Source organism: Lacinutrix mariniflava (assembly GCF_001418015.1).
Classification (GTDB): domain Bacteria; phylum Bacteroidota; class Bacteroidia; order Flavobacteriales; family Flavobacteriaceae; genus Lacinutrix; species Lacinutrix mariniflava.
Map to the genome: position 1 here is coordinate 53,377 of NZ_LIQG01000015.1, position 17,197 is coordinate 70,573.

Genomic DNA, 17,197 nt, shown 5'->3' on the forward strand with positions numbered 1-17,197 from the left:
ATTATTCTATCCAGAAATCTGGTTGTATGTTAGTTCCTATAGTTGTGCAGTTAACACATTCTTCTTTTGCTATGGAGTAGATTACTGTTGCTGGTAGGTAATTAACTAATTTATAATTTTCACCAGTTACATATATGTATAATAAATTGCGATCGTTAGGGTCTCCATCACAGTCACCATTTGAGTTGTCATTATAATCTAGTTCTCTGTAATCGCATTCATACAGATATCTTGGATAAGGAATGTTTACATCATTGAAATTAAAAAATATTCTTTGTTCTGTTACTGAAGCTACTTCAAAAAAACCAACAACCTTATTATTAGTTAAACTATTTAAGTTACCGACAACAAAACCTGGTTGATTTTGAGATAAAACACTTTCGGTATTTCCTAAACTAGCGACTAATTTATAATAAGTATAGGCTTGAAAATTTTGAATATATTGTTTTACTTTAATAGAGTACCTATCTCTTAAAATACTAGTATCTATAACATCGTCTAAAGCATCTTCTGGAAGAAAACGAATAGGAAAACGAGAAATAGTATTTTGCGATAAATTAATACTACTTGCTTGTATAATTTCTGTATTTCTACTAGAGCTATAGCAAATACTTTCTTCTTGAGTTTTATCAAAAAATTCAATATCGTAGTATACAGGTTTACATAGGCTAGGATTAGGTTCATAATTGTAAAAGTTAACACCTACAGGATAGTCATGTGGTGCTACTATTTTGTAAGTTTCTTCAAATTCATATCTAAAATATTGCGTGTTAGGGTTGTTATTTTCGCTATCTACAAAAATTTGTACACCAGGTCCTTTTACATCATCATTTACAAATTCTGCATATAAATTATCTATTTGTGAGATTGGTGTTAATGTTTGTTGGTTAGCGCTGTAAGTAGCACCATTTATGGTATTAATTTCTAAAGTATATTCTACATTTGGTAACGCTTCAAATAGATCGTTAGAAATATAAACACCTTCTGTGTTTTGAGAAAAATTAAAACTGTTTCCTGTATTGTCTACTACTGTAACGTCTGCATTGTTTTCTATTATTTGATCGGTTTCTTCAAGTACGCTTGTTCTTGATATTTTTATTTCTTGGTGTTTTAATTCATTTGTAATAGTTGCTTCTACAACTAAAACACTCTCGAAAGTGGCAGTTTCTAGTTCTATTTCTTCTCTACAACTAATAGTAATTAGTAGTGTTATAATTAAGAGGTAACGATATGTTAGTTTTAAGCCATTCATACTTAAAATTTAAAATTATAAGTTATTGTTGGCACTGGAATGGCAAATATTGAAGTTTTGTAGGCTTGTATTTTACCTTCATTATTTTCGAAAAATACAGAATACGGGTTATTACGCCCCAATACATTGTAAACCGAGATGTTCCAAAAACTATGTGCTAATTTTTCCTTTTTATGAGAGGCTTCAATATTAAAACCAATATCTAATCTGTAATAATCAGGGATTCTAAATTGGTTTCTATCGCTATATAAAACTTGTTCGCTACCGGCAAAAGTATATTTACCAACAGGATAAGTTATTGGTCGTCCTGTTTGGTATAAAAAGTTTGTTGAAACACTATAACGTTTTGTAATTCTATAATTAGCAACTAAACTAAAATCGTGTGGCTTATCATAATTAGCAGGAAAGAATGCGCCATTATTTACTTGTTCTTGTGGTATATCGCTATTTAACTTTAATTTGGATCTAGAGTAACTGTATCCTATCCAACCGTTAAGTGGGCCTTTTTTCTTTTTAATAAGAAATTCTACACCGTAAGCTTTTCCTTCACCTTGTAGTAATTCTTGTTCTAATGTTTCGTTTAAAATGAGTTCAGCTCCAATTTTATAGTCTAAAATGTCTTGCATTTTTTTATAATAAGCTTCTATACTTACTTCTATATCTTTTTCTTCAAAGTTTTTATATAAACCTATAGAGTACTGGTTTGCACTTTGTGGTTTTGTGTTTAAATCTGAAAGTTTCCAAGTGTCTGTAGGCGAAATAGTAGTGTTGTTAGATAGTAAATGTAAATATTGAAATGTTTTGTTATAACTCGCCTTAAACGAGAGAGTAGGAGATATGAGGTAACGTAACGAAGCTCTATATTCTAATCCGCCATAACTTTTTATAGACTCGTTATTATCATAAGTATTTACAGATGTAAGAGTCGCTTCGTTTTTAGGCTGACCATCTTCATAAACATTTTGAGTTCCAGGACCTAAAGCTGTAAAGCTAGAATAACGTAAGCCAACATTAAAGAGCAGCCTGTCGTTAAATTCATATAGATCTGATACGAAAATAGCCGATTCTAGTCCTTTTTCTTTGTCAATGCTTAAAGGTGTAATTATAGATTGGTCTCCATAAGGATCTATATTACCAGGTTCTACTTGGTATAGTTTTGTGCTTATACCATAATCGAATTTATGCTTATCGCTATGCAGGTATTTTAGATTTAATTTTAATTGTGTTTCATTTATTTTAAAATCGAAATTAAAATTACTGTTAGATTGCGCCTCGTAATCTACACCATATTTATATTGGGTGCTTACCGCAATAAGCTCACTTTTATGCTTTTTGTTTTTAAAGGTATGGTTCCATTTTAAAGACGCTAAAGCATTGCTGTAATTAAATGTAGAGTCTGATGTTATACTAAACTTATCTTTACTATAATACCCAGTTGCTTGAATTGCGTTACTAGAATCTATTTTATGATTGTATTTAACGAGTCCATCGTAAAATGAAGCTTCGCTATTTTTAAGGGTTTCTTCATCTAGAGATCTTAAAATCCAATTAGAATAGGTTGCACGACCAGCAGCAGTAATAGAACTCACTCCTTTTTTTATAGGTGTTTGTACGCTTAAACTTCCTGTAATTGGACCAATAGCACCTTCTCCTGAAAATTTCTCGTAGTTTGGCTCTTTAGATTTTATATCGAATACAGAAGAGAGTCGTCCTCCAAACTCAGCAGGTATACTAGCTTTATAGATGTCTAGAGATCCAGTTGCAAATGGGTTTACTGCCGAGAAGAAACCTAAAAAATGCGATGGATTGTACATTACGGCATCGTCTAAAAGAAATAAGTTTTGATCAGACCGTCCTCCACGAACATTAAATCCTGCAGAGCCTTCTCCAGCAGTTGAAATACCAGGAAGTGTAGTAGCGACTTTTAAAATATCGCGCTCTCCCAATACTACAGGAATAGTTTTTAAACCTTCAATGTCTAATTTTATAACACCTACAACAGCTTCTTTTATATTATTATTAGCTGTAGATTCTAAAAAGACTTCACCTAAGGTTTCTGCAGCTTCTATAATAGCAATTTTTACGAAACCATCTCCATAGACTAATACTTCTTTATTTATACCTTGATAACCTAAAAGGCGGGCTTCTAACGTGTTTTTTCCAATGGGTAATACAATAGAGAATCTTCCTTTGGCATCTGTAGTAGTATTTTTCCCAATTTCGTCTGCAATAATGGCAACACCTTGAATTGGAGCACGTGTTTTTTCATTAAGTAAAAGTCCCGTGATTGTAAATTCTTGTGCTTTAGAATTAATATTTTGTTTTCCTATGGTTGTTAGATTTTGGTTTTTATATTCATTATAAAAAACAGCTTCATTTTCTTTTAATATTGTTTTTTCTTCTTCTCCAAAAAAGCCTTCAGGTAAGGTTGTATAAACAACACTATTATTGGTTAATATTACTTTGCCTTCAAAAACCGTGTAATTTATTGAACGCTCTTTTAGCAAATCGTCAAGGATCGTTTCTAAGGTTGCATTGGTGTAGGTTTTAGTAATTTTATTCTCATCTAACCAATTTTCCATGTAGAAAAAAGAGTGGTTGGTTTTGTCTTCTAAAGTATTTATAACCTCTTTTAGAGAAGCGTCTTTAAAAGAAACCGTTAATTTTTCTTGTGCTTGAATAAAAAGCACAAAAAGAAGCATGAAAGCAAGTAATGTTATCTTTTTCATAAGTATTATTTAGCGCTATTTGTTTGTAGTTTAAAATCTAACCATTGGGTAAGAAAAAGAAAGAAAGATTCATCATCATTTTCAAAACGCTCTTTGTTATCCTTAATTTCTGCTTTAATGTCTTTGCTTAAATTCGGAAAAATTTTCTTAAACGAGTTATTAGATTTTATTTCGTTTAAACTACCAGCGTAAGAAATGTAGAAGCTAGGTTCGTTAGAAAATAAGTAAATTAATTTGTTACCTCTAATTCTCTCCGTAACTGTTTTTTTGCGTTTAGCATAAAGCGAAAGTGCAGCTGTTTTATAAATAACTTCCACATAACCCGAAACTAAACTCTTGTTTTCGACAATAGTATTAGAATTAATGAAGTGATGATTTTTAAAATTGAACTCTAGAACTTTATCTTGAATGAGTTCGATATTAATAAAGCCTTTGTCTCCATTTGGCTTAAAAATTAATTGATCGTTAAAAGTATCGTACTTTAGGTTTGTATTATAAAATACAGCATCATCATAATTAACAGATCCTTTTATAAAATTAGGAGAAGTAAAGAAGTTATGATTGTCTTCGGTTGCTTTATAAATGTTATAATGACGTTTTCCATTATAGAGTTTAGTATTCTCTAAACCTATAATATTGTCAAAGGTTTGCAGCATTTCAGACTCAGAACTAGTTTGTTGAGCAGAAATAAAGAAGGGTAAGGCGAATAGCCAGCAGTAAAGGTTAGTAGTTTTCAATAGCGTTATCTTTTAGGTTATCGAAATAACATAACTATTCTATTGGAAAACTGGCTTTTTACTAAGTAAAGTAAGTTTTATAAGGGACAATAGTAATTACGATTATTTACAAGTATTTTAGATATTATTCAACTAAATTACATAAAACAACGGTATTATCTAATATTTTGTAATAAAAATCAAAATTAATTGAATATAATACAAAGGTGTGCCTTAAAATCAAGTACGTTAAATTAACGTAATCAACCATTCTTTAAGTTCGTAAAAATTTTGTGGAGCAACTCCATGACCTACAGGAAACTCAGAGTACTTATGTTTAATGTTTAATGCAGTAAGAAATTCTGGTGATTTTCTAGCCCAATCCACAGGTATAACTTGGTCTACCGATCCATGAGAACAATAGAAGTTTAAATGTTTATAGTTGGCTTCTGGTTGCGTTTCGAACAAATCCTCATTAATATAACCACTTAAAGCAATAATATTATTAATTTTTTCAGGATAGGAGAGTGCTACTGCGTAACTTAAAATGGTACCTTGACTAAAGCCTAAAAGCGTTACATTGTCTTTATTTACAGGATATTCAACTATTACCTCGTCTATAAATTTAGCAATTAAATCTCTCGATTTTATAGCTTGTTCGTTATCACTCCATTTGCCTTTATCGGCGTCAAAATTAATGGCATACCAAGCGTTACCATATGGTTCCATAGGATAAGGAGCTCTTGCCGAAATGATAAATAATTCTTTTGGTAATTCGCTAGCAAAAGAAAACAAATCGTTTTCATCACTACCATAACCATGAAATAAAATAAGAAGTGGCGCATTGTCTTTTAATGAAGATTCGCGTATTACGTGATAAAGGGATAAATTTTTCATTAGTTACCTAAGTCTTTAAACCATTGTTGAAATTTCTCACCAACAACAGGAATTAATTTTGCTTCACCTTTTATGGCAAAGATTATTGAATATAGCCAGCTTAAAAATGTAACAGCCCATAGAACAGATCCAAACATACTGTTAACGTATTTTTCTACAACGTTAGATAAAATAAGCATAATTATTAAACCTATCATTTGGCGAAGGTGGAAGTTTGTAAAAGCATTTTTTCTCTCAAAATTCATAAAAACAGCAACAAAAGTGCCTATAAAGGTTAAGTAACTAATTATGGCAAGTGTTTTTCCTTCTTCAATATGTTCTTTAGTCATTTGTTTTGTTTAATGCGTTTGTATTAAGATTGAATTTCCTGAGATTCAACTTTGGGTTGCTTTTTTAACATTTCTAAAATTAAAAATGCCGATGTAGCTGCTGCTAATAGCGCAGGAACAATTATTATTAGTATGTCGTCTTCATTAACATTAAACACTGTAAAGGCAAGTATAAAAACAATAATTTCTAATATAAACCATGAGGCTACAGTTGCAATAATCCATTTTGTTGCTTTTATTCCTTTTTCTAAAGCTATTTTTTTAATTTGTTTAATAAAGTAGCTTATTGCAAGTATTTCTATCATAGATTCGTTTTTTTATAGGTTATAAAACAGTTTTATTGTTTGCTATAATGCCATAAACTTTCCCTTTTAAATCTTTATCTAAAAAGAGGCTGTTTTTAGAGGTAGAGTGTATGTTGTTATTAGTAAATGTATATTTTATGTCTGGATTAAAAAGTGTTAAGTCAGCTTTATTTCCTTCTGTAATTGTTGAAGATTCAACGCTAAATCTAGATTTTCCTTTGGTTAGTAATTGTATTGTTTTTTTAGTAGAATATAATGTTTGTAAAGCTCCAAAAGCACTTTCAAGACCTATTGTCCCATAATCGGCATAATCGAATTCTACTTTTTTGTTTTCTATAGTTATAGGATTGTGATCACTAGTAACCATATCTATTGTACCATCTTTTAGGCCTTCAATTAAAGCATCATTATCGCTTTGTATTCTTAAAGGCGGTAGCACTTTGTAATGTGTATTAAAATCTTCTAACTCACTATCTGTTAAGCACAAATTATGTATTGCAACACTACAGGTAACGTTTAATTTTTTCTTCTTGGCATTTCTAATTAAATCTACAGATTCTGCAGTAGATATTGTAGGAATGTGTAGTTTTCCTCCGGTATATTCTAATAAATATAAATCTCTAGCCACTTGTAATGCTTCAGATAAACTTGGGTTTCCTTTTAAACCTAAGCCCGTACTTGTAATGTTTTCGTTCATTACACCTAAACCCGAAATTCGATTTTCTTGAGGAAAAGAACAAACTAAACCATCAAAATTACTAGCGTATTGTAAAGCAATTTTTAAAAGATTTGGGTTAGTGATTGGCTTTTTGTAATCTGAAAAAGCAACCGCTCCAGCGGTACTCATATCGTACAACTCGGCTAAATCTACACTTTCACTATTTTTAGTTAACGCTCCAATAGGTAATAAGGTTACAGCATGGTTTTGGGCTTTCATGTTTATAAAAGCTATTGCCGAATTTGTATCGATAATAGGATGCGTATTGGCCTGCATAGCAACGGTTGTAAAACCAGATTTCGCAGCCGTTTTTAATCCGTTTTCTATTGTTTCTCTGTCTTCAAAACCTGGTTCTCCAAAACATACACTACTATCAAACCAACCTTGAGATACATGTAAGTTCTCGAGATTTATCTCTTTGTAGTTGTTCGTATTTTTAATTGTTTCGGCAATTTTAGAAATGGTGCCTTTTTCAATTAAAATGTCTTGAGTAGTGTTATGAAAATCACTCTTAGAATCAATTATTGTTGCCGATTTTATTAGTACGTTCATTTTAGATATTTTAAGATGAGCATTTCAAAAATTAAAAATAGTAGTCCTAAAACAACAAACCATTTCCAGAGTTCGTTTGTTTTATTCTCATTTTTTATGGTGTTAAAAACCTCAGAAATAGAGTTGCTAACGGTTACATTATCGCTATTAGAAAAGGTTTGGTAATTTAAATTACTTTCGTTTCTATTGTAATTATAGCTTACATTTTCTATAATTTCAACCTTGTTTTTTATGTTGTAAATTCCTGCTTTTTCAGGAGTATCTGTTGTAGTGACTGCGACTTTATTATTAAAGTATTGTTGCTGTGGTATTATGTTGGAGTCTTGATTTACCAAAGTTAAAACGGCATCCTGTTGTAAATCTGTAACCACATCGAAAGTATTTTCTTCACCAATGGTATAGTAAAGATTAGACAGTTTTAAGCTACGTTTAGAGATGTTATAAAATGTTGGTACAATTAAATTAATATCTTGAAAACTAGAGTTTTTTCTGTTTAATGCCGAAGTAAATACAAAAGCATTATTGTTTTCAGATAAAAAAGGTTTTCCGTCTTCAAATTGAAGTATTGCAGAGGCGTTCACTAAATTTTGAGGATAGTATGTTTTTATTTTAGGATATTGAAAATTAGAAATACGTTTCTCGAACACACCATCGCTATATAAAGGATGCGAATAATTAATAGTCGTTAAGCGTTTTTCTGTTTCAGACTGTTTAGAAAAAGGAGCAAAGTTGTAGTTCACTAACAAATTATTGTATTCTTTAATATCGATAGTTTCTGAAGGAATAATAACTAAAATACCTCCATTACCAGTAAACGCTTTTAAGGCTGTTACTAAAGTGCTTGGTATTTGTTCGAGCTCGTTTAAAACAATAAGATTTTGACTAGCAATTTCACTATAGTTTAATTGATTGAATTTGGTTGCTTTATAATTAAATTCGTTAGCAGTATAAATGCTTTTTAAATAATCGTCTTTAGCTTCATTAATAGCTAAAACATTTATTTTAGAATTGTTATTAATATTGAAGAATAAGGTGTTATCAAACTGAAGGTTAACATCGTCTATAGTTACTTTTCCATCAATACGTTCGTTTGTAGGTAAGGTGAAAATAGTAGTGGCTTGATCTGTTATTTTAACTGAGGATTTAGTTAGTAAGCTTCCATTATTATATAAAGATACAGGAAGATTTTCTATAGTATTACCCGTATTTTTAATGCTAACGGTTAATTCTATATTGCTAGAAGTTCTTTTAGAAATGTACACACTATCTATAGAAACATTGTTAGTGTTAACAGGTTTTAATTGTACTAAATTAAGAGTTGTATTATCGTTTTTGTTAGGACTAAAATTTGAGTTCTTTTGCTGAAAATCGCTAATAAACACAAGGTTTTTAATAGTATTATCATTTTTAGAAAAGTACTTCTTACTTTTTAATAAAGCAGCATCGTAAGGGAGCTGGTTTGTAGAGTAATTAAGCTGTAATAAGTCGTTAGTAATTGCTTTTATGGTTGTGTTTCTAAAGCTATTATCGTTTGTAACAAGTGAGATGTTTTCATCTTCAGGCACATGACTAATAATATCGCTAACAGCACGTTTAAGTAACTCGCCTTTATCTCCTTTTACTTGCATACTAAAAGAGTTATCAAGATAAATAACGGTCTCAGATTTGGTATTAAAAGTTTTGTTTTTTGAAGTGAACGGTTGTGCAAAAGCAATTACAATGGCTGCAAGAATACCCATTCTTGTAAATAAAGTTAACCATTTTTTAATTTGAGCGCTTTTACGTGTTTGTAAAGACACTTTCTTTAAAAAAGCAACATTAGTAAATGCTTCTGTTTTAAATTTACGCAACTGAAATAAGTGAACAATAATTGGTATTAGCAGTAGGAATAAGGCGTAAAGAAGTTCTGGATGTTTAAACTGCATTGCTAATTTTGATTAAGCAAATATAAAACTAATACTGAAATATGAGAGCCTTTAACAAAAGAAAAAATAATCTTGCATTGATTTTGCATTCAATTTAGAAAAGTAAGCTCTAATATTGGCTTGTTCGTCTTTATTAGCAACGCTTACAATAGTTTGAAAATGAGCTAATGTTTCTAAATATTGAAAAGGTTTCATTTCGACATCGTAAATATGTTTTCCTATTTTTTTAGGATTATCGCAAATCCATTCAAATTTAATATTTAAAGCTTTTAATTTTTTAGCTATTGTTTTTCCTTTGTTGCCAGCTCCCCAAATAACTAATGGCTTAGAACTATCGAAATCTAATTTTAGAAAATAATGTAATTTTATATCTATAAAACTGTTTTCGGCATAATTAGCATCTGTTCTAGACGCTCGCGTGCCATAATCTCGCCACAAATGAAGGACTTTGTTACAGGAAATAACTTTGTAATTCGCTGCGTAAAACCTAAAAGTTAAATCGTAATCTTCGGGATAACGAGTAGGATTAAAAGCATCGATAGCCAAGAAATCTTCTCTAGCAATCATCCAACAAGGCGAAGGGATAACACATTCTTTATAAATTTCGGTATAATTACTACCGTTTGCTGTTAAACTGTTAAGCCATTGTTCGTACTTTCTATAGCCATCGCTTATGCCTTCCGCAGAAAAATAACTAACCAAACCTGTTGCAATATGTTTTTTGCCGTGGAGCTGTAAGTTATTAAGCAGTGTTTTTAGTTTAATATCTGGCATGATATCGTCACTATCCATTCTAGTAATATAGTCGCCTTTAGATTTTGAAAAAGCGAGTTTTAGAGCATCAATAATACCAGAACCTTCATTTTTAAACAGCTTAATTCTATTATCCTTTTTTGCATAATCGTTAACCAAATTGTAACTATTATCTGTAGAGTTGTCGTCTATAATTAATAATTCCCAACGGTTATAGGTTTGACTAATAATAGAATCTAAACATTCGTTTAAAAACAGTTGAGTGTTTTTACAAGGAACTAAAATACTAATTAATGGTTGCTGCATAATCGCAATATAATATTCTGTAGCGTTGCATTTAACAGATATTAACAAAATTTAACAATTTATCAATGTAACAGATTGTAAATTTGAACGTCTTACCATTTTAGACCATTAACAAAAACCAATAAATAATGAAAAAACATCTTTTAAGCGTTGCTTTTGCTGGAGTTTTACTAGTAGGTTGTAACTCTACAAAAACTGCAGGCGGAAAAAACACTAACGATTTAGCCTCTTTAAATCCAATTCAAACCACTTTAGATTTAACTAAAGTAATCGATGATAAAGCACCAGTTGTAATAAATCCTGGACGTTTTACAACAGAATCTGTAACGTATAGATTACCAAGAGTAGTGCAAGGAACATACTCTGTTAGTGATTTTGGAAAGTATGTAGACGATTTTAAAGCAATCGATTATAAAGGAAACGAATTACCTGTTGTAAAAACAGATACTAATACATGGACCATTGCAAACGCTGTTAATTTAGATAAGGTAACGTATAATGTTAACGATACTTTTGATATGGAAGCAAATGGAGGTGGAATAGGACTAGAAGTCCCATTTTCTCCTGCAGGAACTAATATTGAAACAACAAATTATGTATTAAATTTACACGGTTTTATTGGCTATTTTGACTCTTTAAAAACAGCACAATATAATTTAGATGTTACTGCACCAAAAACAATGTTAAAAACATCTGCATTACAAGAAACAGGAACAAAAATGAATGACGATGGCGTGTCTATGACTTCTAGTTATTTTGCACCAAGATATTTTGATATTACAGATAATCCAATGTTTTACGGCGCATTAGATGTTGAAGAGTTTCAGGTTGGAGATATTAAAATTGTATTAAGTGTCTATTCTCCAAACAAAGTACATTCTGCTGAAAAAATTAAAGCAGTAATGCAAAAAATGATGTTAGCACAGAAGGCATATTTAGGAGATATAAATACAACGTCTCGTTACGATATCTATTTATATTTATCTGAAGGTAAAGAAGAGTCTCCAAAAGGATTTGGAGCATTAGAGCACCATACGTCTACAGTGGTTGTAATGCCAGAAGAGATGCCTTTTGAAGCACTTTCAGCACAATTAATAGACATTGTTTCTCACGAGTTTTTTCATATTGTAACACCTTTAAGTGTACACTCTGAAGATGTTCATTATTTTGATTACAACCAACCAACATTCTCTAAGCATTTATGGATGTATGAAGGTGTAACAGAATATTTTGCAACGTTGTTTCAAGTCGATCAAGGATTAGTTGGAGAAGAAGAGTTTTACTCTAAAATAATGGGTAAAATTAAAATAGCGTCAAACATGAATGATGCTATGAGTTTTACTGAAATGAGTGAGAATATTTTAGACGAGCCTTATGCTCCACAATACGGAAACGTATATTCTAAAGGTGCTTTAATTGGTATGTGCATAGATATTATTTTACGTGAAGAAAGTAATGGAAATAGAGGTATTCTATCTTTAATGAAAGAATTATCGCTTAAATACGGTAAAAACAAACCTTTTGAAGATGATAACTTAATTGCTGAAATTACTGCAATGACGTATCCATCTGTTGGCGAATTTTTAAACACTCATGTTGTTGGTGGAACACCAATTAATTATAACGACTTTTTTGCAAAAGCTGGTTTAACTTTAGCTGAAGCAAAAGTAAAAACAAACTACATACAGAATGATGGCACTTTAATTTTTGCTCCAGATATGGCAACAATGACGTTGCCTTTCTCTGAAGCTGTAAAGAACAATAGTTTCTGGGCAGAAAACGGAGTTTTACCAGGAGATGTTATTAAAACTATTGATGGTAAAGAATTAACAATGGCTAATGCTCAACAAATGTTAACAGAGGTTTTTATGTGGAAACCTGGAAGAGATGTAGATGTTGTATTAGATAGAAAAGGTAAAGAAGTTATTGTTAAAACAACATTAACACAATCTTATACTACTGGTTCTAGCTTAGCTGTAGATCCAAATGCAACACCTAAACAAAATGCTTTACGTGAAGCTTGGTTAAAGGGATAATAAAGACCTGCTTGCGTAGGATACTCTTATAAAATAAAAAACCTGTTGAATAACAATATTCAACAGGTTTTTTGTTTTTTAAAACTTTACTAAAAAAGGACTAAATTTCTGGTCTAGCTACCGTGAAATTAAAAGTTGTTTTTTCTCCAAAATTAGAGGCTACTGATATTGTTCCACCTAATGATTTTACTAAATTCTGTACTGTAGATAAACCAATACCATGACCTTTGTTGCCATTTCTATCTAAGTTTCCAACGGTAGAAAATAAATCGAAAATAGATTCTAATTTATCTTTTGGTATACCAACACCATTATCTGTAATAGAGAAATTGTAAAAATTATCAGTCATAAAACATGATATATCAATGACTGTGTTCTCTTTATCATTATATTTTAAACTATTACCAAGAAGGTTAAGTAATATTTGCTCTAATGCTACGTGGTTGCAAACCATTACAATATCTTCTTCAGGGAAATTAATATCGCAATTCGTATTTATTTGAAGTAAATCTACCAAGTCTTCTAATAGGTGATTTACATGAAAAGATTCAAAACTAGCTTCTATTTTATCGCTTTCGTAATGTTCTAGTAAATTAGAAATGTATTCGCTTAAAGTAAATGAAGCACGTTTTAAATAACCTAAATACTCTATGCCTTTGTCGTCAAGTTTCTCTTCGTATTTTTTCTTTAGAATATCAGAGGTTACTATCATATTTGCCAAAGGCATCTTCATATCATGGGATACATGACCTGCAAAATTTTTCAATTTTTCGTTTTGTTGCACGAGCTCTTCTCGTACCTCTCTAAGTTCTAAATTATTCTTTCTAAGTTCGAAAAGTTGTACCACTTGTTTTGCTAATACAATTAGCATTTCTTTTTGCTTCTTGTTTAAAACTCTTGGTTTCGTATCGAAAATACAAAGCGTTCCTAGTGCAAAACCATCAGCATTAACTAAAGGTGCTCCTGCATAAAAAATAGCCTTATGTTCCTTAACTAAAGGATTATCTTTAAATCTAACGTCGTTTCTAGCGTCTTCAACAATAAACAAATCGTCTTCACTTAAAATGGCATGGCCACAAAAAGAAGTGGATCTTGGAGACTCGTTAAAAGGAACACCATGATAAGATTTTAGAAAGTTTCTATCACTATCTATAAGTGTTACCAATGAGATAGGAACATCTATAACATTTGAAATTAGACTTGTAATATTATCGAAATCTTCTTCTGGTAAGGTGTCTAGTAATAAGTAGGACTTAACCGCTTTAAGTCGAGCAGATTCATTTTCAGGGTATTTAGGAGCTATCAAATTAAAATTATAGTTAAATGATTTAATATTAACGGATTAAACTAATTTCTAAAGTGTTATCCTTTTGCTCAAAGTTAAGCAAAAAATAATTTTAAGATTTAATTTTTTTAAGATTGAGTTAAAAAAAGTTGAGATAAGAAATTATTTATAGGAATAAAGCATCATTTATTAAATTAAAACGACTCAAAAACACCTAAACCAAATAAGGCAAAATCGTATTTTACAGGATCATTTTTATCTAATTTTCTAAGTGCAATATCTAATTCTGCTAGAGCTTTGCCATCGTTTTGTTTTCTTTTTAAAAGACCAAGTTTTCTTGCTACGTTTCCTGAGTGTACATCTAGCGGGCATGATAGTTGCGAAGGTGATATTGATTTCCATAAACCAAAGTCTACTCCGGTATTGTCGTTTCTAACCATCCAGCGTAAAAACATGTTTATGCGTTTTGCTGCCGAATTTTTTAGAGGATCGCTAACATGTTTTTGAGTACGTTGTAAATGTTCAATTTCGAAAAAAGATTGCTTAAATAGGTGAATTGCTTTTTGTAATGAGTCTTTTTCTGCATGTTTAGCAAAAACAGCTTCCAATCCATTATGGACTGTATAAATATGCTGAAGGCTTTTTATAAACGTAATAAAGTCTAAGCCATTAAAAGTTCTATGTACAAAAGGTTCTAATTTTTCTAAATCAGACTCTTGATGATTTATTATAAAATCATGAGGAGAATGTTCTAATAAAACCATCATTTTATTGGCGTTATTAATAATGCTTTTTCTATTTCCCCAAGCTATAGTAGCGCTTAAAAAACCTGCAATCTCTATATCTTCCTTTTTACTGAATTGATGTGGAATTTGTATTGGGTCGCTAGTAATAAAATCGGGTCTGTTATATTGTTCGACTTTAGCGTCTAAAAATTCTTTGAGTTCTGTTTTTGTCATTATTCAAGTGTTTTAGAATAGAAACCATCTTTTAAATTGTTAGAGTATTGTTGCGGAACTATTTCAAAATAAGTTTTAAAATACTCTAATTGTGCTTTACTTAAAGCAGGTAAAGGTGCATCTCCAGTTTCCCAAATTAATCCGCTTCCTTTTGATAACGAATGTATTGTAGTGTTTTTAATAGTAATTTTGTTTGAAGTATTACTGTATATAGAGTTACTATGTGGTTCTAGGATGTAGCCTATAGAAAATGTACTTGTATTTTGATGATTAGCATTATTTGAAAGTGCAGAGGCATTCACATTAAAAATTAAAGGAATAATAGTTAGTAAAATACTGACACAGAATATAGTAATTAGCAACTTTTTGTTTTTAAATAAAATCGAAGCTATAAGCAACACAAAAAACATTATAAATGGAAAGTAAAAACGGTATTGCGGTGAAAATATAAATAGAAAAACAAAAAAGCCAATACCTGTAAAATAGATAGTTTTAAAAGGTTCACTCGTTTTTTGTTTTTTTAAAGTAAAAGGCACAATAACTAAACATAATAAAAATAGAATATTAAAGATGCTATCTAGCTTACCTTGTATTAGCCAATGTAATAGTCTTTTAAATAGCGAAGTGTTATTGTAAGCATCAATTGTTAAACCATAGCTTGCCGCAGTTTCGTATTGAGACAAATAGTTATGTATAATAGATGGAAGACTCCATTCTTGCTCTAAAAATGAAATAGGTAAAGGATATAAAGGATGACCAGTAATTATTGTATTTTTTGTAACAAATAGAACAAAAGTAATTAACGAAACAGCTATTAAACCTTTAGTGTTTTTTCGTGTGTATATATAGAAATGAAAGTAGAGGGTAAGCGAAAAAATAAAAAACACTAATCCTGTGAGTTTTATAAACGTTGCAAAAATAGAAAGTATAAAAACAGCGTAAAACGAATACATATTGTATTGCTTATAACAACTTACAAACTCGTAAAAAATAATAATTCCAATAACGTAAATGGCTATGTCTGGCGAAGGAGCTCCAATAAACTGAAATAAAAACACATTAAAAACAGGAAACAAGCCAATTACTAAATCCATTCTGTTTTTAGTAGTTTGCTTAATATAATCGTTTAATCTCTCTAGTGCATATATGTTACCAAGTAAGAGGCAGAAACCGCTTAAATCGTTAAATCTATCGTAAACAAAAGCAAAGTTAAAACCGCTTTGTAGTAAATGCCAACCAGATGTTTGACCTAAAAATGGATGTAAGTTTGTTAATCCTTTTGTAAAGCCATAATGGTTAAGCCATTTAATAGTTTGTATGTAATAAGTTTCATTGTCTACTAAAAATGGAGCAGAGGCACATTTTGCTAAAATTAAAAGAGCAATAAAAACTAAAGAGGCTTTAAATATTGGCGTTAAATTAATAAAAGCAGTCTTTAACTGTTTCAACTTGTAATAGACATCTGTTCTATTTTTTAAGAGTAAAACAATAGTAAGTAAAATAATAAATAGATAAAAAATCTCGTTAATTGGAAGAAAAACAGCCCAGAAACCAGCAATTAAACTAATACAGAAGCAACCAAATAGTGTAACTATTATAGTATCTATAGCTTGTATTCTAAATAGTTTTGAAAAACTTGTACCAACAACTAATGTTGTAGCAAATATAAAAATCCAAGACAGTAGAATGAGAAGCATAATTGGTTTTAGTTAAAACGAATTGACTAATAGAAATCGAATTTTTTTTTAGGCCATCTTCCCATCTATCATCACTAATTTTCTATCGGCTAAATCGGCCAACTCTTCATTGTGAGTTACTATAACAAAGGTTTGCCCAAACTCATCTCTTAATTTAAAAAAGAGACTGTGAAGGTTTTCTGCACTTTCGCTATCTAGATTACCAGAAGGTTCATCGGCAAAAATAAGACTAGGATTGTTAATTAGCGCTCTGGCAACAGCAACACGTTGTTGTTCTCCTCCAGATAATTCGTTTGGTTTGTGGTTATATCTGTGGGATAAGCCTAAGAAGTCTAATAATTCTTTAGCACGTTTTGTGGCTTCAGCTTTAGGTGTTTTTTTTATAAATGCAGGAATACATACATTTTCTAATGCTGTAAATTCTGGTAATAATTGATGAAATTGAAAAATAAAACCAATATGTTCATTTCTGAATTTTGCTAATTGCTTTTCTGAAAGCGAGCTAATATCTTCACCATTAATAATTAGAGAAGAACCATCGGTTTTAGAGATTCTATCTAAAGTTCCTAAAATTTGTAATAAGGTCGTCTTACCTGCACCTGAGGCTCCAACAATAGAAACGACTTCTCCTTTTTTGATGTGGACATTTACGCCTTTTAAAACGTGTAAATCTTCGTAATACTTATGGATGTTTTCAGCTTTAATCATATAAAAAAATAAGAAGTTGAAAATACTACT

At 30.6% G+C, this 17,197-nt stretch carries 14 protein-coding genes; 1 reads left to right on the top strand and 13 read right to left on the bottom strand.

Features of this window, described 5'->3' with window-relative positions; genetic code table 11:
* Nucleotide 1 precedes the first annotated feature (1 nt).
* The 9 genes from ASC44_RS00375 to ASC44_RS00415 form a co-directional block, all read right to left on the bottom strand.
* Nucleotides 2-1,252, bottom strand: coding sequence for a DUF4249 domain-containing protein (locus tag ASC44_RS00375; protein WP_055445644.1), 1,251 nt, complete (start codon nucleotides 1,250-1,252; stop codon nucleotides 2-4).
* A gap of 2 nt (nucleotides 1,253-1,254) precedes the next feature.
* Nucleotides 1,255-3,981, bottom strand: a complete 2,727-nt coding sequence (locus ASC44_RS00380; RefSeq protein WP_055445645.1) for a TonB-dependent receptor — start codon at nucleotides 3,979-3,981, stop codon at nucleotides 1,255-1,257.
* Nucleotides 3,982-3,986: 5 nt separating this feature from the next.
* A complete protein-coding gene (locus ASC44_RS00385; RefSeq protein ID WP_152973238.1) occupies nucleotides 3,987-4,718 on the bottom strand; it encodes a hypothetical protein in 732 nt (243 codons plus the stop codon).
* A gap of 228 nt (nucleotides 4,719-4,946) precedes the next feature.
* Nucleotides 4,947-5,594, bottom strand: coding sequence for an alpha/beta hydrolase (locus ASC44_RS00390; protein WP_055445647.1), 648 nt, complete (start codon nucleotides 5,592-5,594; stop codon nucleotides 4,947-4,949).
* On the bottom strand, nucleotides 5,594-5,923 hold the full coding sequence (locus tag ASC44_RS00395; protein ID WP_055445648.1) for a hypothetical protein: 330 nt from the start codon (nucleotides 5,921-5,923) through the stop codon (nucleotides 5,594-5,596). Before ASC44_RS00395 ends, ASC44_RS00390 begins: the two co-directional genes overlap by 1 nt.
* A gap of 23 nt (nucleotides 5,924-5,946) precedes the next feature.
* Complete coding sequence (locus tag ASC44_RS00400; protein WP_055445649.1) at nucleotides 5,947-6,228, bottom strand: hypothetical protein; 282 nt, start codon at nucleotides 6,226-6,228, stop codon at nucleotides 5,947-5,949.
* Nucleotides 6,229-6,247: 19 nt separating this feature from the next.
* On the bottom strand, nucleotides 6,248-7,498 hold the full coding sequence (locus ASC44_RS00405; protein ID WP_055445650.1) for a dihydroorotase: 1,251 nt from the start codon (nucleotides 7,496-7,498) through the stop codon (nucleotides 6,248-6,250).
* Nucleotides 7,495-9,423, bottom strand: a complete 1,929-nt coding sequence (locus ASC44_RS00410; protein ID WP_055445651.1) for a vWA domain-containing protein — start codon at nucleotides 9,421-9,423, stop codon at nucleotides 7,495-7,497. The genes ASC44_RS00405 and ASC44_RS00410 overlap by 4 nt, the downstream gene beginning before the upstream one ends.
* A gap of 51 nt (nucleotides 9,424-9,474) precedes the next feature.
* Nucleotides 9,475-10,482 carry a glycosyltransferase gene (locus ASC44_RS00415; RefSeq protein ID WP_055445793.1) on the bottom strand — a complete coding sequence of 336 codons (1,008 nt, stop codon included), beginning with the start codon at nucleotides 10,480-10,482 and terminating at the stop codon, nucleotides 9,475-9,477.
* Between the two features lie 128 nt (nucleotides 10,483-10,610).
* Between ASC44_RS00415 and ASC44_RS00420 the strand changes: the two genes are divergently transcribed.
* A complete protein-coding gene (locus ASC44_RS00420; protein WP_055445652.1) occupies nucleotides 10,611-12,518 on the top strand; it encodes a M61 family metallopeptidase in 1,908 nt (635 codons plus the stop codon).
* A 100-nt stretch (nucleotides 12,519-12,618) separates the two neighbouring features.
* Here ASC44_RS00420 and ASC44_RS00425 read toward each other — a convergent pair whose 3' ends face one another.
* From ASC44_RS00425 to ASC44_RS00440, 4 genes are all read right to left on the bottom strand, one after another.
* A complete protein-coding gene (locus tag ASC44_RS00425) occupies nucleotides 12,619-13,824 on the bottom strand; it encodes a sensor histidine kinase (RefSeq protein WP_055445653.1) in 1,206 nt (401 codons plus the stop codon).
* A 173-nt stretch (nucleotides 13,825-13,997) separates the two neighbouring features.
* A complete protein-coding gene (locus ASC44_RS00430) occupies nucleotides 13,998-14,762 on the bottom strand; it encodes a TIGR02757 family protein (protein WP_055445654.1) in 765 nt (254 codons plus the stop codon).
* Nucleotides 14,762-16,459: a DUF8201 family protein gene (locus ASC44_RS00435; RefSeq protein ID WP_055445655.1), complete on the bottom strand. Its 1,698-nt coding sequence runs from the start codon at nucleotides 16,457-16,459 to the stop codon at nucleotides 14,762-14,764. The genes ASC44_RS00430 and ASC44_RS00435 overlap by 1 nt, the downstream gene beginning before the upstream one ends.
* A 48-nt stretch (nucleotides 16,460-16,507) precedes the next feature.
* Nucleotides 16,508-17,167: an ABC transporter ATP-binding protein gene (locus ASC44_RS00440; RefSeq protein WP_055445656.1), complete on the bottom strand. Its 660-nt coding sequence runs from the start codon at nucleotides 17,165-17,167 to the stop codon at nucleotides 16,508-16,510.
* Between the last annotated feature and the right edge of the window lie 30 nt (nucleotides 17,168-17,197).

Bases quoted from the DNA above. Each gene is read 5' to 3' on its own strand.
- ASC44_RS00415 (WP_055445793.1), bottom strand. From the start codon at position 10,482: ATGCAGCAACCATTAATTAGTATTTTAGTTCCTTGTAAAAACACTCAA.
- ASC44_RS00405 (WP_055445650.1), bottom strand. From the start codon at position 7,498: ATGAACGTACTAATAAAATCGGCAACAATAATTGATTCTAAGAGTGAT.
- ASC44_RS00410 (WP_055445651.1), bottom strand. From the start codon at position 9,423: ATGCAGTTTAAACATCCAGAACTTCTTTACGCCTTATTCCTACTGCTA.
- ASC44_RS00430 (WP_055445654.1), bottom strand. From the start codon at position 14,762: ATGACAAAAACAGAACTCAAAGAATTTTTAGACGCTAAAGTCGAACAA.
- ASC44_RS00400 (WP_055445649.1), bottom strand. From the start codon at position 6,228: ATGATAGAAATACTTGCAATAAGCTACTTTATTAAACAAATTAAAAAA.
- ASC44_RS00435 (WP_055445655.1), bottom strand. From the start codon at position 16,459: ATGCTTCTCATTCTACTGTCTTGGATTTTTATATTTGCTACAACATTA.
- ASC44_RS00380 (WP_055445645.1), bottom strand. From the start codon at position 3,981: ATGAAAAAGATAACATTACTTGCTTTCATGCTTCTTTTTGTGCTTTTT.
- ASC44_RS00375 (WP_055445644.1), bottom strand. From the start codon at position 1,252: ATGAATGGCTTAAAACTAACATATCGTTACCTCTTAATTATAACACTA.
- ASC44_RS00420 (WP_055445652.1), top strand. From the start codon at position 10,611: ATGAAAAAACATCTTTTAAGCGTTGCTTTTGCTGGAGTTTTACTAGTA.
- ASC44_RS00440 (WP_055445656.1), bottom strand. From the start codon at position 17,167: ATGATTAAAGCTGAAAACATCCATAAGTATTACGAAGATTTACACGTT.
- ASC44_RS00390 (WP_055445647.1), bottom strand. From the start codon at position 5,594: ATGAAAAATTTATCCCTTTATCACGTAATACGCGAATCTTCATTAAAA.
- ASC44_RS00395 (WP_055445648.1), bottom strand. From the start codon at position 5,923: ATGACTAAAGAACATATTGAAGAAGGAAAAACACTTGCCATAATTAGT.